Below are 26,415 nucleotides of genomic sequence, written 5' to 3'. Positions count from 1 at the left end.
TTGGGATATGAAGTTTAACCAAATGAGCACAACCGCGATTAACGCCTTCTTGAGGGAACTAAAACATCTGGGCTGGCGCTGCCCAATCTTAATCAAAGGTGATCAACCATTTCGCTTTCAAGTGGCGCAAGATATCATTGCTCAACAAGCTTGGTCTAATGGTATTACCCCTGACACGTTTTCAAACACCAATAAACACATTCAAGCCTACTTGGGGCAAGAAGTTGATTATGTGTGGTTTGATAATCAACAATTTTTAGATATTGATGTTATGTGCGCGCTCGTTGGTAGTATCAAGCATGGTGGTGCACTTATCTTAACTTTAGCAGACGACTTTATCGAGCAAGATACAACGTCAGTCAATTCACTGCCCCACCCTTACAATCAGCAAAAAAACTTCTACTCAGTTTATTTTGCTCGATTATGGCAATTAACGAGCAAAACCGCAGGCTGTATTATCCAAAATCAGCAAATGCTACAGATTAATCCTGTGCCACAATTACCACAAACTGCATTTGTTCAGCCTAGTGGGTTAACGCAAGATCAACTAGCACTGGTAGAAAAACTGAAAAAGCCGAAAACGAACGGGCACTATTTTATCAAAGCTGACCGAGGTCGTGGTAAATCAACCGTATTAGCCGCAATTGTAGCAGAATACGTAAAAACCAATACACAGGTGGTGATAACCGCCCCTGCAAAAAGGTGTTTGACGACTTTTTATTATTGGCTTAAGCAATGGCAAGTAGATTTGGCCAAAGTGTGTTTTGTTGCCCCCGACCAACTCACTCAACTGCTAGACAAAGCTTCACTCATTAATCAGGTTCTAATTGTCGATGAAGCAGCTGCACTGCCTAGTCAATTGCTAAAGTCTATCTGTCACCAGTTCAAATCGGTTATCTATGCAACTACTGAGCAAGGCTATGAAGGATCTGGCAAAGGATTAAGTCAGCACTTTATTAAACAATTAGCCCAAAGCAAACAATTGCAACAAATTCATCAATTAACCTTGCCAATTAGATGGGCGTTAAACGATCCACTCGAAACTTGGTTAAATCGGGTATGTTTGCCAAATGAGGCAACTAATGCCAATGCAATTCAATCAGAGCAAATTACCTTTGCTATAGTAAAACCATGCGAGCAACAGCATGATGTATGGGCTGATATTTTTGCTTTGCTCTCACAAGCACATTACCGCACAACCCCCAGTGATTTAAAACATATGTTAGACAGCCCAGCATTAAAAACCTGTATTGGCCAAAACAATCGCGGCCAAATTGTCGCTGCGATGCTGCTGTCGACAGAAGGTGCGCTTGAACACGACTTAATCACACAAGTAGTATTTGGCAAACGTCGACCAAATGGACATTTAATCCCACAAATTATCGCAGCACAATCTGGCATAACCGAGTTTGCCCAGCTAAAAGGACTCAGAGTCGTTCGCATTGCGGTGGTCGAATCGTTACGGCGGCAAAACATAGCGACAAAAATGTTGAAATGGCTAGAAAGTAATAGTCCGGACACCGACTATATTGCCAGTAGTTTTGCGGCTAACGCTGAAGTATCTAATTTTTGGATTAAGAACAAGTTTACATTAGCCAGAGTCAGTACCACTGCCGAGCACCACAGTGGTTTATTTTCGAGTGTTTATATAAAACTCTTAAACCAGCACAACCAAGCAATCTTAGATCAAGTCGCACAACAGGGCTTACGTCAGCTCAATTTTTACTTAGCCAGCCATTACCAAAATGTAGATTCAGCGCTTATCTGGTTGTGGCTTGGACAATTTGAACACAATAATATCAGCTACAATTTTGATTTAGTTGCGGGATTTGCCCACCACAGTACCAATTTATATGCTGCATTGCCTGATTTAAATGCCTATTGCCGTGCAACTGCTCGGCTTATTCGACAACAACTCGATCAACGTCAACAACATATACTCGCAGAGGTTGTGTTAAAACAACGCGGGTTAAACCAGGTGGCGGTGCAAAATCAATTGACTGGACAAAAACAACTTGTAAAGTATCTGCGCGCGTTAATTAAACAACTTTTACAACAAATGGAATCGGTGTAATGACGTTTCGCTACATATTATTGATGGGCGTGGCATGGCTATGCTCGTTTGCAGCCTATGCCAATCCAACTTACTATATTCAAGCAGCGGCATGCCATAAACAAAAATGTGTAAATACATACCTAGAATATATTGAACAGTTAGGATTTCCAAACCAAGTCAAATACACTCAACAAAACAAAGATAGGTTTAGAGTCTTATCTCGGCTGACAGCAAATAAAACCGCAGCACAAGCTTATGTCGACCTTATCAACGCAGACAAACGCGTACAGGTAACCGCGCAGTTACATCAAATTGATAATCGTGTCTATATAAACTTGGGCGAGCAGGCCAATGCCCAGCAAGCAGAATGGTTGAAAAATTTTGCCGTTCATCTAGCTAAAGACGACAGCTTGCCTGCCAACCAACTCGAATTTGTGATTAAACATAAAATAGAGCAAATGTTCGCGATAAAAATCTTAGCTGGCCCATTTAATGATGTAGAAGCTGCGCAACAAGCTCTACAGAAAATAAAAAGTGTTCAAGCATTTTCGCGCGCGTTTATGACTCAAAACTAAAAATAATACAAAAATCAACAGGAGTTGGTTTTAACTTGCAGGTATTGAATGGCTCGAGCAGGATAATCAGTAAAGATTCCATCCACCCGCAAACTAACCATATAATCAATATCTTCAATATGATTAACCGTATAAACGTATACCTTTAAACCCTTTTCATGAGCATCATCAACGAGTGCTTGATCAACAAAGTCGCGATTACAATGCAAAGACCAAGCATTTAAATCAAGCGCAAAGGCAGCATTATCTACAGGTAAATTTGCCGTTAACGCACCAACACGAATGTTTGGCATTTGTTTGGCAAATATGTGTAACTGTTTATGATTAAAAGATGAAACAATTATCTGTTCAGGGCCAAACCAACCTTGTTCAATTGCATAACGAACTTCCGCAGCGACAACCATGGCACAGTTTGCTGCTTTCAATTCTAGATTAACTTGACAACGCCCACGAATCATCGCCAAGGTTTCACGGACAGTTGGCACGGTTTGGCCATCTCCTGCATCTAAAGCTTGAATCTGTGCTAAAGTTGCTTGCCTGACAAGTCCTAGCCCATTGGTTGTTTTTTGTAACCAAGCATCGTGGATAACTATCGGCGTTTGTTCCACCATGTGAACATCAAATTCAATTCCATCCGCTCCAGCCTCGATCGCCTGCTCAAAAGCTCGTAAGGTATTTTCCGGAGCAACACCACTTGCTCCTCTATGCGCCCAAACAAACATGTGATTATCCTCGTTTATGCCCTGTCAAAGTCTCGTATACAGCGGCTGAAACTACAAGTAAACCACCCACTAAAGTTTGCCAATTTGGGTATTCAGCTAACAAAACCGCCGCAAATATCGTCCCATAAAAAGGTGACAAACAAGAGACTAAACTCATTGTTTTGGCTTTTAAGTACCTAAGTCCATTAACAATAAGAGAATGAGGCAATGCGGTAAAAATAACCCCCAATAGCAGAATCCATAACAATGTCGATAGAGAGATCCCAGCCAAGTCCTGATATTCAAAAGGCAACAATACACATGCAATAATACTCGATTGAAACATCATATTTTTCATGCCCGAGTAATGCGAAAATACTTTGTGGCTCATAATATTGCGAGCCGCAAAAAACACAGCAGACAACACTCCCAACAAGATCCCTAAGGTGTATTCGCTTTCAAGAGATAACTCTGGAACCATTAAACCAACACCAGTTAACACAACCAGTGCCATTAAAAAATCCATTTTGTTGGGAAACTGCTTGTGTAACAAGGGCTCGATTAAAACAATCATAACTGGGTAGGTATAGAGCGCTATCATGCCTGTTGCCACAGTGGATAGTTGCATGGCATAAAAATATGTGACCCAATGCACAGACATCAACACACCCAAAATCATGCCATTACGATAATCGCGCAAGCTATTCAAGCGGATACGTCCTTCACGCGCCTTAACTAAGATAGTCAGGACAACGGCTGCTACGCAGGCCCGTACAAACGAAATAGCCGCTCCATCTAAAGGAATTATTTTAGAAAAAAGCGCCGTTCCACCGAGTAATAACACACCCAAGTGTACTTGCAGCAGCGCACTACTTCGCTCAACTGCCGCTAAATTTTTTGATGGCATAAAGTCTATTTCAAAGCGTTAGCCAAAGCTTGGCCCAATACAACTTTAGAAGCCGCTGCAACAGAGTCTTCAAATTCAATAGCTTGAGGCTCAAAAGCTAATACAACAGTAGAACCTAATTTAAAGCGGCCCATCTCTTGGCCTTTTTCGATAACAGGCGCATTGTCGTCATTGTAATGCCAAGTAAACGGGCGTTTACCGCCTGGGGGTGTTATCACACCTGCCCAAGTTGTTTCGATACTGGCAACTATCATGGCCCCAACTAAAACCAAAGCCATCTCACCAAATTCGGTATCAAAAATACAAACAACCCGCTCGTTACGCGCAAATAAACCATCAACATTACGCGTTGTCGCTTGGTTGACAGAAAATAGCTTACCTGGCACATATACCATACGTTTTAATTTGCCAGTACAAGGCATATGAATTCTATGGTAATCACTTGGCGACAAATAAATGGTGCTAAACAATCCGTTTTGATAGGGTTTAGCGTTTTCTTCATCTCCGCCTAACAAAGTAACTAAACTGTAGTTGTGTCCCTTTGCTTGAAAAATAGCATCACCATCAATTTTACCCAGCTGGCTAACTTCACCATCGACTGGCGAAACGATATCATTATCCGCGATTGCTCTTGCGTCTGGCAGTAAAGCCCGAGTAAAAAAGTCATTAAAACTGGCAAACTCAGAGAAGTTCTGAACCTGCGTATCATTTAGTTGAATATTGTAATTTTTGGCAAAAAGACGAATAAAAGTTTGGCTAATGAACTTGTTTTGACTAGCTGCGAGTTTGCCAACAAGCCTAGAAATGAGATGTTGAGGCACGACATATTGAAGTGCAACTTTAAATTTTTCTAGCGACACCGATGATTCCTTGAATATTAGATTGCGCACTGATGTTTATATGGCGCTCATGATACCGACAATGTTTAGTTAGGTCTAATATTTGTCGGCATCTCAGGTTAATAATGTTTACTGTGGGCAGGCTTATTTTCTGCAATGGACAGCAAAATTTTATGATAATTCTCTAGCCGAGACGGCAAAATCAAACCTTGCTCAACTGCAGCTTTTAAGCCACATTTCGGATCATCTAAATGTTTGCAATCTCTAAATTTACACTGTGCTCTGTATTGAGCAAATTCAATAAATCCATCAAAAATTTCTTCTGCACTTAGATGCCACAAAGCAAACTCACGAACACCCGGAGAATCAATTAAATCTCCCCCAGTCGGCAAATGATACAATTTAGCCACAGTTGTGGTGTGCATACCTAAACCTGACACATCAGACACATCGCCTGTTGTAGCATTAGTGTCGGGTAAAAGTTTATTTACAAGTGACGATTTACCTACCCCCGACTGCCCAACAACAATCGACACTTTGTCTTGTAGAATATCCGCAATCGTATCAAACCCTTGCTGAGTTTTAACGCTTAATAAATATACAGGATAACCAATTGACTGATAGTAATTCGCAATAGTTTGTATTTGCGTTTGTTGCTGCGCATCAAGCAAATCAATTTTATTGATAACAATAACGGGAGTCGCCCCCATTTGCTCGACAGCAACCAAATAACGGTCGATAATCTGCCAAGACAGCTCCGGCAAGATAGACGACAAAATAACCACCTGCTCGATATTTGCTGCGACGGGTTTAACCCCATCATAAAAATCTGGACGAGTCAGTACCGAATCTCGCTCTTGTACCGCCTCTATCACACCCTGCGCGCCACCATCTGATTGAACTTCATGCCAAATTACTTTGTCGCCAGCAACAATTGAATTGATAGTTCTGCGCATATCACAACGAACAAGCTCGCCTTGTTCATTTTCGATATCGGCTTGTTGGCCATAACGACTGATCACCACGCCATTTAAAGCTGGGCCCAAAACACAATCTTCGGATAAATTTTCCGGATTATTTCTAGTTTGGTCCAATTTTCTGCTACGATTAGATCGCATACGCCTAAGTTGTTGTTTGGTGAGTTTCTTTTTTTTCGTCACGGTGCTACTTTTTATAAATAATCAGTTAAACTTAAATCGAAACGTACTTTACACCAATTTGGCGATAAAGTTTTAGGAATGTATACAGATTAATTGCAAGTTGTGCCTTTTTAGGGGTTGGTAGGAATACTATATGTCATTTAATGAAAATAATCTTGTTTGGCTTGATCTTGAAATGACAGGTCTAGACCCAGATACAGATAAAGTGTTGGAAATAGCAACTATTGTCACAGACAGTGACTTAAACATTATTGCTGAAGGTCCAGTGTTCGCAATTCATCAACCGGACGAAGTTTTAGATAATATGGATGAATGGTGCATTAATCAACATGGCAAGTCCGGGCTGACACAAAGGTGTCGTGAAAGCACCACCTCTTTGCAAGAGGCTCAACAGCGCACGATTGAGTTTTTGCAAAAATATGTACCCGCAGGTAAATCACCTATGTGTGGAAATAGCATCAACCAAGACCGCCGCTTTATGTTTGTACATATGCAAGAATTGGAAGCTTTCTTTCACTATCGCAATTTAGATGTCAGCACAGTAAAAGAACTTGCCCGCCGCTGGCGTCCAGAGCTGGTAAGTGATTATAAAAAGAAAGGCACCCATTTAGCGCTCGAAGACATTCATGAGTCAATTGAAGAACTTTCTCGGTATAAGCGCGATTTTTTCAAACTAGGCTAAAATAAACCAAATAACAACGTCAATTCAATGAGTTGACGTTGTGTCTACTATCGCCCACCCAACTACCCACAAATAATTGATTATTTTTTCTGCAAAAATACCATTTTAATCTACACTTAATATGCTTGTTCGGAATCAAATATAAAAAGAATTGAGACTTGTGGAGCACATATATGGAAAAGTTACACAATCTGCTCGTGCGCATATTCACCACCCAATGCGTAGCTTTATATCTTGTTGCAACTAACTGTTTTGCATTAGACGGAAAATTCGATATAAACCAATCGGCAATGAGCTATTTCCAATTAGATCCAGCAAATACCGCAAGTTTCAGCTTAAACACCAGTACACCATCAAATAGTCGAATATTCGTAGTCGCACAACAAAATAGCGCGATTAATCAGCTCAATTTACAAGCAGGTGCGGGTTACGCACTACCAGTTAATGCACAACTGGATTTAAAGGCAACTATGTTGTACCAAGAAGACAATCAACAAAATTCCAACCAGCGTCCAATAAAACACCTAGCGATTGAGGCTGGTACCCAGTACAAAATTAATCAAGCGATTCAGCTCTATAGTGCTATTATCTACAGAGTTCCCAAAAAGCCGCAACAAGCCGACTCAACAAAATTAACCGATGAAGTTGGCATCAAGTTATCTGGTGAATACTTTTTCAGCCAGTCGGTATCCGCAGGCATACATGCGCAAATTATTGCAGAAAATAAAATTTATGGTGTGCAAGGCAGCTTCCACTTTTAATCTCTCACAAAAAACAAGTTAAATTGTTAACATTTTAACATAATAGTCTTGCGTTTTTTGCAACATATCCATATGCTTTAGTGCTTAATATTTAACGTACACCTCTATTTAAGGGATTATTTATGCACAACACAATGCCGACTTGCATTGGTTTAGCTTGTTCAATTTTGCTCGCTGCTTGTGGTGGCTCTAGCTCAAATGACGATACCAACAACACTGTTAAACAGTGTTCGTTAGCAGACAAACATGCTCATTGGTACAGTACTTTGCAACAAGACTATTTATGGAATGATGAATTAGCGAGTCCAAGTCGAAATTTTGCCAATTACCTCGATAGTAATGATTTGCTCAATGATGTATTGCCGGGCAAAGATAGGTTTAGTCTGGTCATAAATAGCCAAGACTGGCAAAACAGTATTGCTGGCAATAATTTTGGTTTTGGTGTTGAATTGGCGGCCGCAGCTAACAATCAAATGGTCGTTGTGCAAACTTTTAACGGTTCGGCAGCGCAACTCGCGGGTATCGAACGTGGAGATACGCTCACGTCAGTCGGTAATACTAGCGCCTCAACGCTACATACTTATCTTAATTTAGGCAACTACAATGCTTATACAAATGCGTTTGGCCCAGATGAAAATGGCTTTGAACTAGAATTTAGTTGGATAAATGCCAATGGCGATGAAAAGACCGCAACTTTAAAAAAATCTCAATTCCAAGTTAACACGGTCACTAAAACAGAAGTGGTTGACAGTAATGCCGGTAAAGTGGCCTATTTAGGTTTTCAAAATGGTTTTTTAGAACCCTCACCTGCTGAGCTAAAACAAGCGTTTGGCTATTTTAAGCAACAGTCGTTTGACCATTTTGTCCTAGATTTGCGTGACAACACCGGCGGTTTAGTTTCGGTGGCAGCAGAGTTAGCGCTCTACTTAGCAAGTGATGCAATCCAGAATCAAATCTTCTTAGAATTTGAATTTAATCAAAATAACCAACAAGAGGGCGGGAGTGCAAAAACCGAAGAGTTGGTATTCACTCAACTCAACGGAAGTATACGCAACCAAATAAATTATATTCGCAACAATAGCCTAAACTTAGACAGCCTCATTGTGTTGACCAATGGCCGATCAGCTTCGGCGAGTGAGGTTTTGATTAATAGCCTTGAACCTTATATTAATGTGCATATGATAGGCGAACGAACATATGGAAAACCAGTGGGATTTTTACCGGATGAATACTGCGAAGAAACACTTTTGGCGGTTAATTTCCAAACCAATAATGCATTAGGTTTTGGCGACTATTTAAATGGGCTGACGCCTGATTGTTTTGTAAGTGAGAGTAACACGGTTTATCCATGGACCAGCCTACAAGATCCGGTATTTGCCAAAGCAATTGGCTATTTAAATAATGGCTACAGCTGCAGTGCGACTATGGCGCGCCCTAGCAACGTTCAACCATTAATTTTGGCACCACACAATCGACCTAATGGCATGCTGCTGCAAAAATAATACTAGTATTGCATATCAGGTGGTATGGGTAATTTGCTCGGGGTAAACTGTTTGGGCCGCTTCTTAACTTTACCCTTTTTATAATCACGCAACGCAAATACGTAAGCCAAAACTTGAGCGACCGCTGCGAACAACTTTTCTGGGATTTCTTCTTCAAATTCAGTTGTATAATAAATTGCCCGGGCTAATAAAGGTGCGGTTAAAATTGGTACTTGATGAGCCTCCGCGATTTTCCGAATATGCGCAGCCATTTCATCCGCGCCTTTTGCAACCAGCCTAGGGGCTCCCGTACCAAGCGGATCGTACTTTAAAGCAACAGCAAAGTGCGTTGGGTTAGTGACCACTACGTCTGCTTTTGGCACTTCTTGCAACATCCTTCGTTGATGCGCCCTAAACATAGCAGAGCGAATACGACCTTTTACTTGCGGATCACCCTCTGCATTTTTGTGTTCGTCTTTAACTTCCTGCTTGGTCATTTTCAGCTGTTCATTATGATTATAGAGCTGATATGGCACATCAATGAGCGTTATGATAATCAATGAACAAGATAAAATTAAAAACACCCATATGAGTATCTCTAACGCTTTAAATAAACCAGAAGGCATATTCTCGATATTTATGTGTAGTAACTCTTGGTAAAACAAATTAAAACACATATACGCTGAGCCAATGACCACTGCGACTTTAGCAATAGACTTAACCAGTTCGATCAAGCCCTGCATACCGAAAATACGCTTAATGCCGTTAATCGGATTCATTTTGCTTAACTTAGGCTGCATCGCCTTGGTCGAAAAGTTATATCCACCAACTGCAATATTGCCAATAACCGCAAACACCACCAATACAATTAAAACGGTCAGCACCGGCCACATGATTTCATACATCATGTCTTCTAGTTTTACCAGCATTCGGCTCATATCAAATGCATCTTCGCGTTCCAAAATAAATCCTTCTTGAAACATGCGAAATAACGCACCGGCAACATAGTGCCCCCACAATAAAAAGCCAATACCACCACCCACCAGCACCATCATGGTGCCTAATTCGCGCGAACGAGGGATTTGACCTTTATTCCGCGCATCCGATTTTTTTTTCGCCGTGGGTTCCTCTGTGCGATCTTGATCATCTGCAGCCATCAGTTAGCACCCCGCAATCTCACACATTAAAAAAGCCGCACTTTCCCAAATGGTTTCAAAGTGCAACATAAATGCCGACAAACTAATCCAAACGACAATTAAACCGGTAATTTGCGAAATCGGAAAACCAATTGAAAAGATATTTAACTGAGGTGCGGCACGGGTCATAATACCAAAGGTTAAATTAATAATAAGCATAGCTGTGATGGGCGTTAGTGCAATGGTTATCGTGGCTATAAACAACCATTTTCCCCACTCGACTATTTGGTAAATTTTGTCAGCTGCTAGCCACCCCGAACCAATTGGCACAGCTTCAAAGCTGTATACCAACATTTGGATCATAGCCAAATGACCGTCGATAGCCCAAAAGACTAATGTTGCGAGAATAATATAAAATTGCCCAACTGCCGCCGTATTAATACCGTTTACCGGATCGACCAGAGTCGCAAAACCCAAACCACTTTGTACCGCAATCGTTTGACCCGCCATAACAAAGGTATTTAAGAACATTTGCGATATAAACCCAATCGCCACGCCAATCAGAATTTGCTGTATCACCATAAGAAAGCCTTCAACCGAAAACAGATTGGTGAAGCCACTAGAGGGAACCATTGGGCTAACGATAAAAGCAATAGACAATGCCAATAGTGCTTTAACACGGGTTGGTACAGTTTTACCACTAAACCCTATCATAGCAACCAACAAAGCTGATATGCGCACAAACGGCAGCATCAAATCAGCAATGTATTGCATTATCAGTTCGGTGGTATAACTCACAGACTAGCCCACAACTTGAGGAATACGAGCAAACATACCTATGGTGTAATCCATCACTTTATTCATGCCCCAATGACCACCATATATGATAGCAGCTAAAGTGACTAACAAGCGCGGCAAAAAGCTTAAGGTTTGTTCATTGATAGAGGTTGCCGCCTGAAAAATCGACACTATCAAACCCACTATCATGCTCGGTACTATCACTAAGCTGACCAACAAAATAACCATAAACATGGCTTCTTGTAAAATATCAACAAATACTTCTGGTTGCATAGTAATGCTCCTTAAGTTGCTAAGTACCTAAACCAAAACTGGTTGCTAGTGTACCCATAGTTAAATTCCAGCCATCAACTAGAACAAACAACATCAGCTTAAAGGGTAAAGAAACCATCATGGGCGATAACATCATCATACCCATAGCCATTAGCACTGAAGCCACAACTAAGTCTAAGATCAAAAACGGAATAAACAGCATAAAACCGATTTGAAAGGCTGTCTTAAGCTCCGACGTCACAAACGCTGGAATTAATACCCGCATTGGAACATCTTCTGGACCATTTAACCTTTCGTAGCCAGCTATTTCAGCAAAGGTTGCAATATCTTTTACTCGAGTTTGTTGCAACATAAATGCTTTTAGCGGCTGTTGTGCAACATCAAATGCTTGTCTGGCAGTTATATCTTCGGCAATATACGGTTGAATCGCTGTATCGTTAATCTCTTCAAATACAGGCGCCATAATAAAGAACGTCAGAAACAATGCCAGTCCAACTAATACCTGATTCGGTGGTGAACTTTGTAAACCAATCGCTTGTCGTAGAATCCCCAGAACAATAATGATGCGAGTAAATGAAGTCATCATCACCACAATGGCAGGTATAAAGCTAAGCATTGTCATCAATGCTAGAACTTGTAATGTAATGGTGTAATCTTGAGTGCCGTCAGGGTTGTCGGAAACCGTTAGCGCAGGGATGCCTGTGTCGGCAAGTACAGCCGGTGAAAACAAGGTAATTACAAATGCCAGCCAAGAATATTTAATCATTATTTTTTTTATTCGTATTGATGAATTGAGTTAAAGACTGTTTAAAATCCGGTGCTTTAATATCAAGCGGTTGAGAAAATTCTTTGAGCAGATTAATAGATTGGCCAGTCACACCCAACAACAGTTGGCATTCCCCCACCTGCACTAGCAATAACTTTTCTTTGGCACTTAATGGCAGTACAGCCAAGACTTGCATGGTACTATTTTTAAATTGGCCTAAATTCGTTTTGCGCGCCAAACCTGCCAGCAGGTAGATGACAGCAATAGTAACAACTAAACCAAACAACATAGTCGGAATACTGGTGGTTAACTCTGGCGCTTGAGCGCAAGCCAAGGGGCTAACCAATAGCCCCATTGTAATCAGGCTCAGTTTAGTAAACTGGTTGCACACGTTATTTAAGCTTTTTAATTCGCTCAATCTGACTGATAACATCTGTCAATCTGATCCCAAATTTATCGTTCACGACCACAACTTCACCGTGCGCAATTAACGTCCCATTTACTAATACGTCTAATGGTTCGCCTGCTACACGGTCTAACTCAACTACCGAACCTTGGTTTAGTTGGAGTAAGTTACGAATACTCAATTTACTGCGGCCCACCTCCATAGAGATGGTTACAGGAATATCTAGAATAGTGTCTAGCTTGCGCTTTTCTTCAGCAGTAATCGGCGGGTTTTCAGCATTCAGGTCTTCAAGCTCCGCTACCTGAGCATCATCAGCGGTATCACCATCTTGTTCAGCTTCTGCTTCAGCCTGTTCAGCCATTGCCGCTGCCCAGTCATCCATATCTTCACTCATAATCTTTGCTCTTTATTACTTCATTCAATTTAATCAAAATCTTCTAATTCACGTAGTTCAGCTTCAGCGTCTATACGTCTGCCACCACGCGTGACCATTTGCAATTCAGACTTAACTGAAGCTGGCCGTTTGATTTTTTCAGTCACTTTAATCGCTAAGTTTTCACGAGAACGTCCCATTTTACCCCGATAGGTTGGTAAATCTTCAACAAACACAGTTAAGTGCTCAGGCATCTCGACCGGAATCACATCACCAGCTTTTAAATTCATCACTTGCTCTAACGAGAGTTCAAAATCTAGCAACTTCGCCATGATATCCACTTCAACGTCCATAATCTCATCGCGCAGTGCTTTACTCCAACGCAAATCTGTGTCTTCTTTGTCACTTTGCACACCGGCATCGAGCAACTCTCTGATCGGCTCAAGCATTGAGTACGGTAAACAAATATGGAAGTCGCCACCACCGCCATCTAATTCAATGTGGAAAGAACTGATCACCACAACTTCAGTTGGACTAACAATATTTGCCATAGCTGGGTTAACTTCTGAATCCAAGTACTCAAATGAAACATCCATGACTGGTGCCCAAGCTTCTTTATAATCTTCAAATACTAATTTCAGTAGCATTTGAATTATACGCCTTTCCGTCGGGGTAAATTCACGGCCTTCAATTTTGGCATGATAGCGGCCGTCGCCACCAAAAAAGTTATCCACTAAAATAAAGACTAAACGCGCTTCCATTGTGATTAAACCAGTACCTTTTAGAGGGCGGAATCTAACCATGTTTAAGCTTGTCGGTACAAACAAGGTGTGAATATACTCACCAAATTTAATCATTTGTACGCCGTTTATCGATACTTCGGCGGTTCGTCGCATCATGTTAAACAACGAAATACGCATATGTCGCGCAAACCTTTCGTTGACAATTTCTAAGGTTGGCATACGACCACGAACAATTCGATCTTGCGATGAAAAGTCGTATTCCGAGGCCATAGACACAGCGCTACCTGGGGTGGAAGCACTGGCTTCTACATCTTCTTCCTCAACGTCGTCTACCCCGTGGAGTAGCGCGTCAATTTCGTCTTGCGAGAGTAAATCAGTCATTGGTTCGCCAAACGTTATTGCATTACAAAGCCAGTGAAAAGCACGCTTTCAACAACCGTTCTACCGGCGATGCTTAACAATTCGTCTTGTACTGCTTTGAGCGCGTTTTTCTTTAACGCATCTTTACCAGCACTGGTACCGAGTTCGTCGGCACTTGTACCACTGAATACACGTAATAAAGTTCCTTCAATTAACGGTATATGTTTTTTTGCTGTTTCTTCATTCTGAGCGCCTCGTACCAATAGTTGAACTTTAATTTGCACTAGGCGATCTCGGTTCGCTCCTGGTACATTAAAGACAAATGGGCGTGGCATAGCGACATACATTGCATCGCCAAGTTCTACCGATGCGCCTGAGCCGGCCGATTGTGCCGCTGGAGTTTCATCTAAGCTTACTTCTTCTGAAGCCGCATCGTCACCACCTGACATTAAAAAGAAACCACCAGCTCCCAAAACTACAACTAAAACAACAGCGATAATGATGATGAGTTTCTTTTTTCCACCACCACTTTCTTCTACTTCTAATTCTGGTTGTTCTTCTGCAGCCATTTATTTTCTCCAATCAATTATCTGTTAAGCTTTTACTAGCTTAAGTTTAACGGATTTTATCCAGAGCGTAAGTATTTTATGCATAATAGTCGACTGCACCGACATGACCATTATGTATTTTCTGTTCAACCACTTGCGTTGAATCTTCATGTTCTGCGGTATCACTGTCACCTCGGCCATTGCCAGCTTGTCCATCTTTGCCTGAACCTTGGCCTGAGTTTGCTTGTTGGTGTTCAACATGCGAGTCGGATAATTCTAGTCCTTGTTGCTCTAACATTTCGCGTAATCTTGGCACAGATTGGTCCAACATCTCTTTTGCTTGTGGGTTTTGTACCAACATACTGACACTCGCCGCGTCACCATTTAAGCTAATCTTAATTTGCATACTGCCAAGTTCAGGCGGGTCTAAACGAATTTCTGCAGCTTGAACCCGACCATTCATCATAAATCGTACGGCGTCGTTTAATGCTGTTGCGGATTCAGGTTTTTGCAATTGAATGTGTTCTTTTAACTGTACCACTTGCTGCTGATTTTTAGCCGCGCGCTCTGCTTGCTGTACTTCATGCTTTGTTTGAACTTGCTGTACAAGCTGCTGCTTATTGCTGTCTTGATGAGATTCAGCCGAATGTTGGTTGGCCACCTGTGCATGTTGCGCGGCTTGTTCAAGATGATGTTGCATTGGCATCTCGGTTAGTTTGCCATCTTCTGGTTTAACTTTGCCGTCTTCAGCAACTTTAAATTCTTTGGCGGTCGCTTGCTCTATCAACTTATCTTTATTATGGTTTTTGCTGGTAGCCGTTGGCTCTGACTGTTGCTTTTGTTGCGCTGTATTTGCAGACGTCACCGCAGCGGTTTGTTCACTAGACAACGGCTGGCTTGGTTCAGATACGAATTGGCGCTCTGGCGAAACTGAATTGGCTACGCCATCTTGTTGATTTTCAGCTTTTTGTTTTTCAACTGTACTCTCTGCTTTGCTAATAGTTTGCTTTTTAGCAGGTTTAGTTAGGTCGGCTGACTGAGCATTTGTCGCGGCTTCGTCACCCTGGCTTACACTTTGAGGCGCTTGAGCTGATTTTGAGTGAGATGCACCTACTAACTTGTCAGCCGCATCGGCTTTGTCAGCTTTTTTCGATATATTTTCTTCCCCAGCTAAGTTCACTTTACTGTCGACAACCTGCTTGTGAGCAGTGTTGTTTACTTGCGCTAGCTTGTCTGATGGCGCTGATATTTTCGCTGTTTTTTCAGATGCTTCTTTTTTAGCTGCTTTTGATTTAGCAGCTATAGCGCCATGCTGAGCGGAGCTCACCACTTGAGGAGCCGCGTTTTGTTCACCCTGTTGTGCTCCATCTTGATTGGTCGTTTTAGTCTGCTCGGCTTCAGCTGTTACTTTGGCGTCATGGGCAACTTGTGCGAACGACTCTTTGCCTTTGGCATCTTGAGTTTTCGGTGTAGTGACCGTTTTGGCTTCTTTTGTTACCTGTTGTTCAGTTTTATCAACGGCTTGCTGCAATACTTTTGTTGACTGTGCTACTTTGCCTGACTGCTCTGCAATATTTTCAGATGTTTGCTTGTGAGTCTGTTTCACAGTGTGCTTGTCTGCAGCTGTGCCGACTAATTTCTGCTCTTGTGAATTTGCTTGGACTGATTCATTTTTCCTAACAGCGTCTACACCTTGCTTGCCTTCCTCTGCAACAGTATGTTTCGTCGGTTTGCTCAGCAAATCTACCGATGTTTTTTTATCCGCTGATTGTTCAGCCGATTTAGTCGTTAATTGAGCTTGTTCTTTGGATTGGCTGGTGAGTTTATCCGCGTCATCTTCTTCAGTCTCAGTGCTTTTGCTGGCTAACTTATTCGCTTGTGTCTGTACTTGCTCTGCTTGTTTAGCCACAGATTTTTTTTGTGCACTCGCATCAATTGAATTTTTGGCTTTGCTTGACTGATTTAATAAATTTAATAAATCAAATGTCGTAGGTTCAGCTTCCTTTTTTGCTGTTGCTTCAGCTGGCTTGCTGTCTTCTCCAATCGCATTGTTGACAGCTTTAGCCGTTTTGTTTAACTCTGGTTCATTTTTGCTGTGCGCGTGTGTTGCCTGCTCAGATTGAGGTGTTTTTTTGGATGCAGCATGATCATCATTTTTTTTGCTTTGCACCGATTCATCTGTAGTGGCAGCTGACGAATTATTTTGCGCAGCAGCTGAACTATCTTTTAGCTGACGGTGTTGTTTGTCTTCATCTGCCGCTTTAAGAGTTTCACGCGCACGGTCTTCAATCGATCGGTTTGGGTTCTCTTCGGTTAAATAACGTGAAAAGTCGCGCTCTTTGTTACTATCACCATTAGGCTCTAACAACGAATCGACCGAGCGTTTATTTTCAGCCGGTTTAGTGGCGGCAATATTTGTTGGTATATTGGCAATATACTGCATTGTTTCACCTTGCTGTAAACTGAATAAGCGCACAAAGCGCTGTATTTATGACGAACGTGTTCACGTTAAACGTTTTGTATTAAGTACTTTGCAAACGCCGTGCCGCAATATTATTGGCAAATTCGTCAGCTAAAACTTGCTCTTGGCGCTGCATGCGCAATGCATGTTTTTTTTGCTGCTTGTCTATAACTGCTTCAATTGATTTTCGTTTGCGCTGTTGTTGTAGCCAAAGCGCTCGCCTTTGCTCAACCACTTTTTCTGCCTTTTGGATATTTTCCCTTTGCTGACTACAAGCTAAATCTAGCTGACTGATAAAACTCTGTAACCTTTGAAAGCCGCTGCTAGAGAGGCCTTTTTTGCCTGACTCTATAACTGTAGTCATATAGTCGCGTTGAAATTGTTCCAGCCCCTCGAGTTTCTCATGCTGCTTTTGCAAATCTTGTTTTGCTTGAGCAAATTTCAGCGCCAAATCATCTTCTTTACCTTTTTCGATTTCAGCAACCAGTTGAAGTTGTTTGTTCATGTTAAGCCCTCATCGTACTGGTAATTGAGGCGAGTGCGGCTAAACAGTCATCGTAATTAACAATGTCTTTCATGCCCTGCTGCAAAAATTTATCCATTTTAGGTTTGAGTTTAACGGCTGCATCCACTATTGGATCGCTACCTTTAGTGTAGGCGCCTATCGTGATCAGATCTTGGTTGTTCTGATAGGCTGAATACAGCTGCTTAACGATACGAGCTTGCATTTGGTGATCTTCACTGGTTACCGCAGGCATAACACGACTGATAGATTTAGCGATGTCGATTGCTGGGTAATGTCCTTGGTCCGCCAATTCGCGCGACAATACAATGTGACCATCTAATATTGCCCGCGACGCATCGGCAATTGGGTCTTGTAAATCATCACCTTCAGATAGAACGGTAAAAAACGCAGTGATCGAGCCTTGCCCTGTTCCACCGTTACCTGCACGCTCAACTAAAGCGGGTAACTTAGCAAACACAGAGGGTGGATAACCTTTAGTAGCTGGCGGCTCACCCACCGCTAGCGCTATTTCACGCTGTGCTTGAGCGTAGCGTGTTATTGAATCCACTAACAATAATACGTTTAACCCTTGATCACGAAAATACTCGGCGACTGACAAAGCGGTTTCGCAGCCTTTTAATCGCATCAGCGGGGCGTTATCCGCTGGCGCAGCTACTACTACCGAGCGAGCACGACCTTCTTCACCCAAAATATCATCAATAAACTCTTTAACTTCGCGACCACGTTCACCAATTAAACCAACTACAATTACATCAGCCGCGGTGCCTCTTGTCATCATGCCCAGCAATACACTTTTACCCACGCCAGAACCAGCAAATAAACCAAGTCTTTGCCCCATTCCCACGGTGAGTATAGAATTAATCGCTTTGATACCAACATCTAGTGGTTGATTGATGGCTTTTCTATCTAAAGGGTTAACTCGTTTAGATTGATAAGACTGCTGATCTTGCGCTTCGATTCTCCCTTTACCGTCAATCGGTACCCCTCGCGCATCAACCACCCGCCCTAACAACCCCATAGAATAAATCAATGTTTGTTGAGCTGGCATTGGAATTACTTTTGCACCTGGCAAAATGCCTGATATTTGTTCACTCGGCATGAGGTAAATTTTTTCGCCTTCAAAACCAACGACCTCAGCTTCAATATAACCTTGCTGAGCTTCCACCAAACAGGTACTGCCCACTGCGGCTTGGCAGCCAATAGCTTCTAAAGTCAAACCGACCACGCGGGTCAAGCGCCCAGCCACTTTGGGGCGACTCGTGCCAATGCGCGATTGATATTGATGAATACGTTCACTTAAAGCTGGTTTCATACATGCCCTACTTAAAACTAGCCCGTCAATTTTCTGACTGCTTTTTGCTTAAGTATAGTCTCTGCAATTCTGACGCCAACACTATAATTTATTATTGAAGCTGTTTAGAATGGTTATAAAAACTGGTCAAAAACCTCTTTGACCCGTTGGTTAATGTCAAAAGAAATAGAGGAAGTTTCGGTCTTAATTTCAACACTGCCACGCGAAACGTTAGGATCCGTTTGAATATGCCAATTACGTCGAGCCAACTCTTGTTCACCATACTGACTAACAACTTGTTCAAAGTCCTCTGGATTAACTAGGATAAAACATTGCTGAGTATTAAAAGGTAGCTTGTCTGCTGCTTGCTTAAGGCTTTGTTGAATAATATCTGGATTAGTCGTTAATTCTGTTTGTATCACTTGTTTAGCAAGTGCAACTGCTAGGTCAATCAACTCACTTTCAACTTGTTCATCTAATTGCTCAATTGGGTTGTCCAACTGACTTATCAGCTGATTCCAAATTTGTGCTTTTTCTTCCATTAAGCCTGTACCGCTGGCTAACCCATCGGCATGGCCTGCCTCTTGCCCAGCAGCAAACCCTTCTTGATATCCTTGCTCTTTGCCTTCGGCTTCACCTTTGGCAAACCCTTCAGCTTTACCTTCATTAAAACCTTCGTCATAAGCTGCTTGACGAATGGCTTCTATTTCTTCAATCGTTGGTGGTTTGGGTGGCTCAGGTTCAGGTTCAGGCTCTTCGTATACCCAACCTTTCTTTTTGCCCAGTGCATTGGTGTAACCTTCTGGCACGTGAGTTCCATCATCCTCAACCACTGGGATATGCCAAGCTTTTGCATCTGCCTTTGCTTGTTCACTTAATACCGCTTTATTAAGTTTTCGTTGGTCTTCTGTCATAAACTACTCATTATAGGAACTCTTCGCCGCCACCGCCGCCAAGCATAATTTCACCCGCATCGGCTAACCTACGAGCAATAGACAAGACTTCTTTCTGGGCAGCTTCAACTTCACTGATGCGTATTGGTCCCATTGCATCCAAATCGTCTGCCAACATTTCTGCAGCACGTTTCGACATATTGCCAAGAATCTTGTCTTTCAGGCTTTCGTCTGCACCTTTAATTGCACGCATCAACACATCTTGTTGGACTTCGCGCAATATGGCCTGAATACCTTTGTCATCTACGTCGGCTAGGTTATCAAATACAAACATAAGGTCTTGAATTTGCTGGCTCATTTCTTCGTCATGTTCACGAATTGAATCCATCAACTGACCTTCAATATTTGTATCTAAGTAGTTCATAATATCTGCAGCCGCTTTTAAGCCACCCATTTTAGCTGCTTGAGCACCCGCTTGGCCTGCAAATTGTTTTTCCATAATTTCATTTAATTCTTGTAATGCCGCCGGTTGAACCTCTTCAAGGTTGGCGATGCGCATCATCAAATCTAGTCGAACTTTTTCAGAGAACTGACTCATGATTTCAGCAGATTGCTCTGGTTCTAAATATGCCATAACAATCGTTTGGATCTGCGGATGCTCGTTACGAATAATATTGGCAACTTGTTTCGAATCCATCCATTTAAGTGAATCAAGGCCTTTAGCACCGCTGCCCATGATAATCTGTTCGATTAAGTTACCCGCTTTATCTTCACCTAATGCTGCAGTTAATGCTTTACGTACGAACTCAGTACTTTGGAATCCAATCGTGCTAAATCTTTGTATTTCATCAATAAACAACTTATGAATCGCGGTAATTTTTGCTTGAGAAAAATCATCCAAAGATGCCATTGCCATACCAACTTTTTGCACTTCCTTTGGCTCTAAGTGCTTAAGTATTTGTGCTGCGTCTTCTTCTGACAAACTCAGGAGTAAAACCGCCGCTTTTTCTATGCCATCTAGCCGTGAGATATCATAGGATTCTTGGTTATTTTCGTTTTCATTAGGCATCTTCGTTTAACCACGCTTTAACGACTTGTGCTGAAAGAATTGGTTCGTTGGCAACCAAGGCTCTAACCGCTTTTAATACATCTTCATCTTTATGCAAGTCAGGTAACATTAGCGTACCGTCTTGATTAAATCCAACCGCACTCGCATCAAAATCTGACGTCAACATATCAAGCGTTTCATCACCTAGGTCAACACCAGATGAAAGAGACGATTCATCAAAATCATCCGCGACTTCTTCTGGATAGATAAGTTTACGCAACATCGGACGTACAACCAAGGCTATCAGAACAATTATGATAATAGTGCCTAATATTAATCTGACCAACTTTGCGAACCAAGCTTGTTCATAAAATGGTGTTTGTTCTAGATCGCCCATATCAGTTCGAACAAATGGCACTGTTACCACTTCTAGCGTATCACCACGTTGGATGTCAAAACCGATTCCTCCTTGGAGTAAACGTCGAATATTTGCCAGCTCTGCGGTTGTACGAGGTTGATAGTTCGTTTCGCCCGTTTCCGCGTTGCTTTCAGGTAAATAGTCCACCGCAACCGATACACTCAAGCGTCGAATAACTCCGGTTTGTTGGCGAGTATGACTAATGGTCGTATCTAATTCATAGTTGCGTGTTGCTTCTCTATGGCTCTTACTTGGATTTGCCGATCCGTCACCACCGTTCGCCTCTTCAGGTATGTTTGAGTCTAAAGGGGGTTGATTGGTTAGCGCCCCTGGAATCCCTGCAACTATGCCACCTAAAGAGTTGGTTTCTACTGTCATTTCACTGCGCACTGCTGGTAAATCAGGGTTGTAGCGCTTTTGTGTTTGTTCAACCGAGGTAAAATCCATAGTGACGTCAACTTGCGCAGTATAATTTCCCAAACCCACCACTGGGATTAAAATTGAGTCAATTTTTTCTAGATATTCTGCTTCACGCTTTTGTTCAATTTCATATTCTTTGCGAGTGCGGGCCGACAAATCGTTTTGCGAGCCTGAATTTAATAGACGGCCATTTTGATCTGTCACAGTAACTCGAGTAGGTTCAAGACCTTGTACCGCCGATGCAACCATATCAACAACAGAATCGATTTCTTCAGACTTTAAAACTTTGCCACGTTTCATGTTTAAAACCACGGTGGCACTTGGTTTTTTCTCGTGTCGGGCAAATACATTTTCTTTTGGTATTGCTAACAACACTTTGGCGCGCTGGATTGAGTGTAATTCTTCAATTGCTCTAGCAAGTGATTGTTCACGGCTATATTTAAGACGCTCCATTTCAACACGTTGACTGACACCAAAGCCCATATCTGTCAATAAAATGTCGTCACCAGTCGCTGGCCCAGAAGTCATGCCGGAACGGGTCATTTGTAATTTGATGTCTTGATATTGGTCTTCAATTACATAAACCACATCACCTTCAAGGCGATATTCAATTTTTTGCTGATCAAGAAAATCTAAGGTTTGGATAAGTTCTTCTGTTTCCATTTTGCCTAAAGGGCGAAAGTCAGGCTCTCGCGCCCAAACAATAATGAAAACAGCAATAGCTAAACAGATAGCCAAAGCCAAAATAAGCGTAACTTGACGGAGTATATCAACACTACCTAAGCCGCCCAAAAATCCGGATTTTTGTTCTTCTGATGGAATATCTGTTGATGCTGCATCTGCACCAGCACCGTCGTTTACCATAATGTCAGTTGATGCATTCTGTTCTGCCACTGTCATTTACTCCAAGCAAGATTAGCCTTGTTATACAGGCATTTGCATAATTTTATCGTACGCTTCAACTACTTTGTTTCGTACATGGACCGTTGCTTCAAACGCAATACTTGATTTGCCTTTCGCTATCATGACATCTGCAAGTGATACATTTTGATCGCCCATCTCAAACTTGATAGTTTGTGCTTTTGCGTGATGCTGTAAGTCGTTCACGTTATCAATAGCTTGATTCAGCATATTTCCAAAGGTTGATGGTGTTGGGTTTTCGACTTTCGGTGAGATGGGTAGCTGGTCTGCAGCAACATCTTTACGCGCTTGCGTAGCGAGCGCTTGCATTTCCGCATAGAGATTATTCGCGCCAATTTTCATACTAAACCCCACTGTCGTCAAAAATTTGAATCTGTTAACTGATAAGTGGGGTTATGCACAGGCTGTGCCAACAACCAATATATTTTATCTACTGCTGTTGAGGCTCAATAAACTCAGTGCCCCAACCATCGTATTCAACCTGATAGTCAGCGGCGAGCTTTTCCATTTGCTCAACTTGATTTTGTATTTTAGCCACATCTAGTTTACTTTCGGCTATCACGTCAAATGCTAAAATTTCTTGACCGTCATCCGTTTCAAATTCTTCTGCATCAGTTACATCATAATTGAGTTTAAAAGCTGCAACAGCGGCTTTTTCCAATTTATCGAAATTAGTTGAAGAAAAGTGATGCTCAATGGTATAGACAGCTTCTGTATCACTACCATCTTCAATAAGCATAGCTACTATATTTTGAGTAAAGCCACTTGGGTCATCAATATAGTCCATCTGGATTACACCTCTTTAGAATGATTGTTCGATGCAAGTAGATGGGCGTTTAGCTGGTCTGCTTCCGCGTCTAGTTGCTGCAATTTAGCTGACATCATGGCGTGATAGTCTTCACATGTTTGCTTTAAATTTTTTTGCTGCGCCTCGGTCATGTTGGTAGGTGCCATGACTTCAATGATCACTGTCCCATTCGACCAGCGATTCAACTTAATTTTATTACAGGTTGTACTCATTAACACAGGCACAATTGGCACACCTGCGGCTTGAGCCAGCTGAAATGCACCACGCTTAAAGGGCAGTAATCCACGTCCATAAGAACGGGTTCCTTCTGGAAACATCCAAACCGAAACTTTACGTTTTTGAATGATATCTTTGGATGTTTTTAACGCGGCTAGCGCTTTTTTGCGATTTTCACGGTCGATCAAAATGTTACCCGACAACCAGTACAACTGGCCAAAAAAGGGTATCCATTTTAGGCTTTTTTTGCCGATCGTCACTGTGCTGGGTAGCACACTGCCACACAAGGTAAAGATGTCATAGCTATTTTGATGATTAGCGATAAACACCGCGGGTTGTGCTTTACGAGCGTCTGGGTGTGTCCTAATATCTAATTTTATCCCCAATATCTTGGCTGCTTGACAATATGTTTTGCCCAACCAATAGACATTGTTACGATGAAACGGTCGAATCAGGCAAAACAAAATACCAAATACGCTGGCAAAGATGACAAAAATGCCAAGCAAAATAATTCGAATAACAGCTAACACGAATTGTACTTCCTTTAGAATTAATTATCTTGTGAACTGGGTTGCGATGACGCCTCAATCAGCAAGTCATCTACACGCTGTAAACCGCGTGGTAGTTTATTACCTCGACGGCCTCTTTCTCCACGGTAATGCGACCAATCATCAGGTTTAAGCGACATTTTACGTTTGCCAGCAACCAACACAATCGAATCGCTTGGGTCAATTAAGGCTACGTGTTTAACAAACTCTTCTCGGTTTCGCGCCCGCTCAGAAGGAACACTAATAATCTTGTTGCCTTTACCTTTTGCTAAGCAAGGTAAATCTGCCACAGGGAATAATAACATTCGACCTTCATTGGTAATTGCAACAATGAGTTGCGCTTGTGCTGACCCGACTTTGCAAGGCTGCATCACTTTGGCATTAGCTGGCAGAGTGAGCACAGCTTTACCGTTCTTATTTTTACTTACAAGATCGGCAAATTTAGCGACAAACCCATAACCTGCATCCGATGCCATTAAAAATAGCTCTTCAGGCTGAGCAATAACAACTTGTTCAACGCGCTCACCAGCGGCAACCGTAAAACGTCCAGACAAAGGTTCCCCTTGCCCTCGTGCGGATGGAAGCGTATGGGTATCCGTAGAAAACGCTCGACCGCTTGAATCTATAAACACACTCAGCTGATTTGAACGACCCGCGGCACTGGCTAAATAGCTATCACCAGCTTTGTAATTCAAACCTTCAACATCAACATCATGCCCTTTTGCACAACGCACCCAACCTTTATCCGATACCACTACAGTAACAGCTTCACTTGGTACCAAATCTTTTTCGCTTAACGCTTTAGCTTCACCACGCTCAACGATTGGCGAACGACGCTCATCACCATATTTTTCTGCATCTTCTGCTAATTCTTTCTTAACCAGCTTTTTCAACTCAGTTTCTGAATTTAAGATACTTTCAAGCCATTCGCGCTCTTTCTCTAATTCAGCTTGCTCTGCTTTTATTTTAATTTCTTCAAGTTTAGCAAGATGCCTTAGCTTTAATTCAAGTATCGCTTCAGCTTGTTTATCCGATAGACCAAAGCGGCTGATCAACTCAGCTTTTGGATTGTCTTCGGTACGGATAATATGGATAACTTCGTCTATGTTTAAGAAGGCAATTAACAAACCTTCCAAAATATGTAATCTAGCTAAAACTTTATCTAAGCGGAATTGCAGACGCTTGGTGACAGTTGCCAAACGATACTGAATCCACTCATTAATGATTTGTGGTAAAGCTTTAACCTGCGGGCGACCATTCAGGCCAATCATATTTAAGTTAACACGATAGCTTTTTTCTAAATCAGTCGTTGCGAACAGATGCTGCATTAACATGTCAATATCGACTCGATTAGAACGTGGTACAACAACCATACGTACTGGGTTTTCATGATCGGATTCGTCACGAATATCTGCGACCATTGGCAGCTTTTTAGCCTGCATTTGCTGGGCAATCTGCTCAATTACCTTACCGCTCGACGCTTGGTGTGGTAATGCATTAATAACTATTTCACCCTGCTCTATCTCATATACAGCACGCATCTTTATCGAGCCTCGACCCGTTTGATAAATTTTTTCTATATCAGCACGAGGGGTAATAATTTCAGCTTCTGTTGGAAAATCTGGCGCTGGGATAAAGCTCATGATTTTTTCAAGGCCCGCGTTTGGATGATCCAGCAAATACCGAGCAGCATTGACCACTTCTTTAACATTGTGTGGTGGAATATCCGTTGCCATACCAACGGCAATGCCTGTTACGCCATTCAGCAAAATATGCGGCAATCTAGCGGGCAAGTTAATCGGCTCTTTTAACGTACCATCGAAGTTTGGTCCCCACTCTACGGTTCCCATGCCCAATTCACTGAGGAGCACTTCCGAAAATTTAGACAACCGAGCTTCGGTATAACGCATTGCAGCGAACGATTTAGGATCGTCTGGTGCCCCCCAGTTGCCCTGACCATCAATCAACGGATAGCGGTATGAAAAAGGCTGCGCCATAAGTACCATGGCTTCATAACAGGCCGAATCACCATGCGGGTGAAATTTACCCAGAACGTCACCCACGGTACGCGCGGATTTTTTATACTTTGCGAGTGCAGATAAACCAAGCTCAGACATTGCGTAAACAATGCGACGCTGCACGGGTTTTAAGCCATCTGAAATATGCGGCAATGCACGATCCATAATAACGTACATTGAGTAGTTCAAATATGCATCTTCAGTAAATTTTCTAAGTGCTATTTTTTCAACACCATCTTCACTAATTTCAATTAAATCCGACATAATCAATTCTTCTTATTG

The 26,415-nt window shown here is 42.1% G+C and carries 27 protein-coding genes; 5 read left to right on the top strand and 22 right to left on the bottom strand.

What is annotated here, in order from left to right; all coding sequences use genetic code 11:
- Window positions 1-22: 22 nt before the first annotated feature.
- Window positions 23-2,074 (top strand): GNAT family N-acetyltransferase, encoded by a 2,052-nt coding sequence (locus DS2_RS11440; protein WP_160168564.1) that lies wholly within the window; start codon window positions 23-25, stop codon window positions 2,072-2,074.
- Window positions 2,074-2,631, top strand: a complete 558-nt coding sequence (locus tag DS2_RS11435; RefSeq protein WP_035014922.1) for an SPOR domain-containing protein — start codon at window positions 2,074-2,076, stop codon at window positions 2,629-2,631. Before DS2_RS11440 ends, DS2_RS11435 begins: the two co-directional genes overlap by 1 nt.
- A 14-nt stretch (window positions 2,632-2,645) precedes the next feature.
- Here DS2_RS11435 and DS2_RS11430 read toward each other — a convergent pair whose 3' ends face one another.
- The 4 genes from DS2_RS11430 to rsgA form a co-directional block, all read right to left on the bottom strand.
- Window positions 2,646-3,353 (bottom strand): glycerophosphodiester phosphodiesterase, encoded by a 708-nt coding sequence (locus DS2_RS11430; RefSeq protein ID WP_035014921.1) that lies wholly within the window; start codon window positions 3,351-3,353, stop codon window positions 2,646-2,648.
- Window positions 3,354-3,357: 4 nt separating this feature from the next.
- Window positions 3,358-4,239, bottom strand: a complete 882-nt coding sequence (locus DS2_RS11425; RefSeq protein ID WP_035014920.1) for a DMT family transporter — start codon at window positions 4,237-4,239, stop codon at window positions 3,358-3,360.
- A 5-nt stretch (window positions 4,240-4,244) separates the two neighbouring features.
- A complete protein-coding gene (gene asd / locus DS2_RS11420) occupies window positions 4,245-5,099 on the bottom strand; it encodes an archaetidylserine decarboxylase (RefSeq protein WP_035014919.1) in 855 nt (284 codons plus the stop codon).
- A 98-nt stretch (window positions 5,100-5,197) separates the two neighbouring features.
- Window positions 5,198-6,238 carry a small ribosomal subunit biogenesis GTPase RsgA gene (rsgA, locus tag DS2_RS11415; RefSeq protein WP_035014918.1) on the bottom strand — a complete coding sequence of 347 codons (1,041 nt, stop codon included), beginning with the start codon at window positions 6,236-6,238 and terminating at the stop codon, window positions 5,198-5,200.
- Window positions 6,239-6,371: 133 nt separating this feature from the next.
- On the opposite strand from rsgA, the gene orn reads away from it, so the two are divergent.
- The 3 genes from orn to DS2_RS19935 all read left to right on the top strand — a co-directional run bounded on the left by orn (window position 6,372) and on the right by DS2_RS19935 (window position 9,183).
- A complete protein-coding gene (orn, locus tag DS2_RS11410) occupies window positions 6,372-6,920 on the top strand; it encodes an oligoribonuclease (RefSeq protein ID WP_035014917.1) in 549 nt (182 codons plus the stop codon).
- A 173-nt stretch (window positions 6,921-7,093) separates the two neighbouring features.
- Entirely contained in the window at window positions 7,094-7,681 is a 588-nt protein-coding gene (locus DS2_RS11405) for a hypothetical protein (RefSeq protein WP_035014916.1), read from the top strand.
- A 122-nt stretch (window positions 7,682-7,803) separates the two neighbouring features.
- Window positions 7,804-9,183 (top strand): S41 family peptidase, encoded by a 1,380-nt coding sequence (locus tag DS2_RS19935; RefSeq protein ID WP_051479818.1) that lies wholly within the window; start codon window positions 7,804-7,806, stop codon window positions 9,181-9,183.
- Window positions 9,184-9,185: 2 nt separating this feature from the next.
- On the opposite strand, the gene flhB is transcribed toward DS2_RS19935, so the two are convergent.
- The 18 genes from flhB to parC all read right to left on the bottom strand — a co-directional run bounded on the left by flhB (window position 9,186) and on the right by parC (window position 26,397).
- Entirely contained in the window at window positions 9,186-10,319 is a 1,134-nt protein-coding gene (gene flhB, locus DS2_RS11395) for a flagellar biosynthesis protein FlhB (RefSeq protein WP_035014915.1), read from the bottom strand.
- A 3-nt stretch (window positions 10,320-10,322) separates the two neighbouring features.
- Window positions 10,323-11,096 carry a flagellar biosynthetic protein FliR gene (gene fliR / locus DS2_RS11390; protein WP_035014914.1) on the bottom strand — a complete coding sequence of 258 codons (774 nt, stop codon included), beginning with the start codon at window positions 11,094-11,096 and terminating at the stop codon, window positions 10,323-10,325.
- Between the two features lie 3 nt (window positions 11,097-11,099).
- Complete coding sequence (gene fliQ / locus DS2_RS11385) at window positions 11,100-11,369, bottom strand: flagellar biosynthesis protein FliQ (RefSeq protein WP_035014913.1); 270 nt, start codon at window positions 11,367-11,369, stop codon at window positions 11,100-11,102.
- Between the two features lie 19 nt (window positions 11,370-11,388).
- Complete coding sequence (gene fliP / locus DS2_RS11380; protein WP_035014912.1) at window positions 11,389-12,135, bottom strand: flagellar type III secretion system pore protein FliP; 747 nt, start codon at window positions 12,133-12,135, stop codon at window positions 11,389-11,391.
- Window positions 12,128-12,424, bottom strand: coding sequence for a flagellar biosynthetic protein FliO (gene fliO, locus DS2_RS19930; RefSeq protein WP_235188588.1), 297 nt, complete (start codon window positions 12,422-12,424; stop codon window positions 12,128-12,130). The genes fliP and fliO overlap by 8 nt, the downstream gene beginning before the upstream one ends.
- A gap of 103 nt (window positions 12,425-12,527) precedes the next feature.
- On the bottom strand, window positions 12,528-12,935 hold the full coding sequence (fliN, locus tag DS2_RS11370; protein WP_035014911.1) for a flagellar motor switch protein FliN: 408 nt from the start codon (window positions 12,933-12,935) through the stop codon (window positions 12,528-12,530).
- Window positions 12,936-12,964: 29 nt separating this feature from the next.
- Window positions 12,965-14,038 (bottom strand): flagellar motor switch protein FliM, encoded by a 1,074-nt coding sequence (gene fliM / locus DS2_RS11365; RefSeq protein WP_035014910.1) that lies wholly within the window; start codon window positions 14,036-14,038, stop codon window positions 12,965-12,967.
- A gap of 14 nt (window positions 14,039-14,052) precedes the next feature.
- A complete protein-coding gene (gene fliL, locus DS2_RS11360) occupies window positions 14,053-14,586 on the bottom strand; it encodes a flagellar basal body-associated protein FliL (protein ID WP_035014909.1) in 534 nt (177 codons plus the stop codon).
- A 76-nt stretch (window positions 14,587-14,662) separates the two neighbouring features.
- Complete coding sequence (locus DS2_RS11355) at window positions 14,663-17,008, bottom strand: flagellar hook-length control protein FliK (RefSeq protein ID WP_035014905.1); 2,346 nt, start codon at window positions 17,006-17,008, stop codon at window positions 14,663-14,665.
- Between the two features lie 79 nt (window positions 17,009-17,087).
- Window positions 17,088-17,531: a flagellar export protein FliJ gene (gene fliJ / locus DS2_RS11350; protein WP_035014904.1), complete on the bottom strand. Its 444-nt coding sequence runs from the start codon at window positions 17,529-17,531 to the stop codon at window positions 17,088-17,090.
- Window position 17,532: 1 nt separating this feature from the next.
- Window positions 17,533-18,864, bottom strand: a complete 1,332-nt coding sequence (gene fliI / locus DS2_RS11345; RefSeq protein ID WP_035014903.1) for a flagellar protein export ATPase FliI — start codon at window positions 18,862-18,864, stop codon at window positions 17,533-17,535.
- Window positions 18,865-18,977: 113 nt separating this feature from the next.
- Window positions 18,978-19,757 carry a flagellar assembly protein FliH gene (gene fliH / locus DS2_RS11340; protein ID WP_035014902.1) on the bottom strand — a complete coding sequence of 260 codons (780 nt, stop codon included), beginning with the start codon at window positions 19,755-19,757 and terminating at the stop codon, window positions 18,978-18,980.
- 10 nt (window positions 19,758-19,767) lie between these two features.
- The gene (gene fliG / locus DS2_RS11335; RefSeq protein WP_035014901.1) at window positions 19,768-20,805 is read right to left on the bottom strand and encodes a flagellar motor switch protein FliG; all 1,038 of its coding nucleotides are present in this window, start codon (window positions 20,803-20,805) and stop codon (window positions 19,768-19,770) included.
- Complete coding sequence (gene fliF / locus DS2_RS11330; protein ID WP_035014937.1) at window positions 20,798-22,516, bottom strand: flagellar basal-body MS-ring/collar protein FliF; 1,719 nt, start codon at window positions 22,514-22,516, stop codon at window positions 20,798-20,800. Before fliF ends, fliG begins: the two co-directional genes overlap by 8 nt.
- Before the next feature lie 30 nt (window positions 22,517-22,546).
- Entirely contained in the window at window positions 22,547-22,885 is a 339-nt protein-coding gene (gene fliE / locus DS2_RS11325) for a flagellar hook-basal body complex protein FliE (protein ID WP_035014900.1), read from the bottom strand.
- 88 nt (window positions 22,886-22,973) lie between these two features.
- Window positions 22,974-23,330 (bottom strand): ribonuclease E inhibitor RraB, encoded by a 357-nt coding sequence (gene rraB / locus DS2_RS11320; protein WP_035014899.1) that lies wholly within the window; start codon window positions 23,328-23,330, stop codon window positions 22,974-22,976.
- Between the two features lie 5 nt (window positions 23,331-23,335).
- Window positions 23,336-24,097 carry a 1-acylglycerol-3-phosphate O-acyltransferase gene (locus DS2_RS11315; protein ID WP_035014898.1) on the bottom strand — a complete coding sequence of 254 codons (762 nt, stop codon included), beginning with the start codon at window positions 24,095-24,097 and terminating at the stop codon, window positions 23,336-23,338.
- A gap of 20 nt (window positions 24,098-24,117) precedes the next feature.
- Window positions 24,118-26,397: a DNA topoisomerase IV subunit A gene (parC, locus tag DS2_RS11310; protein ID WP_035014897.1), complete on the bottom strand. Its 2,280-nt coding sequence runs from the start codon at window positions 26,395-26,397 to the stop codon at window positions 24,118-24,120.
- Between the last annotated feature and the right edge of the window lie 18 nt (window positions 26,398-26,415).

Source organism: Catenovulum agarivorans DS-2 (assembly GCF_000568405.1).
Classification (GTDB): domain Bacteria; phylum Pseudomonadota; class Gammaproteobacteria; order Enterobacterales; family Alteromonadaceae; genus Catenovulum; species Catenovulum agarivorans_A.
The sequence above is the reverse complement of the archived record's forward strand: the minus strand, read 5'-3'. Positions and strand labels throughout refer to the sequence as shown.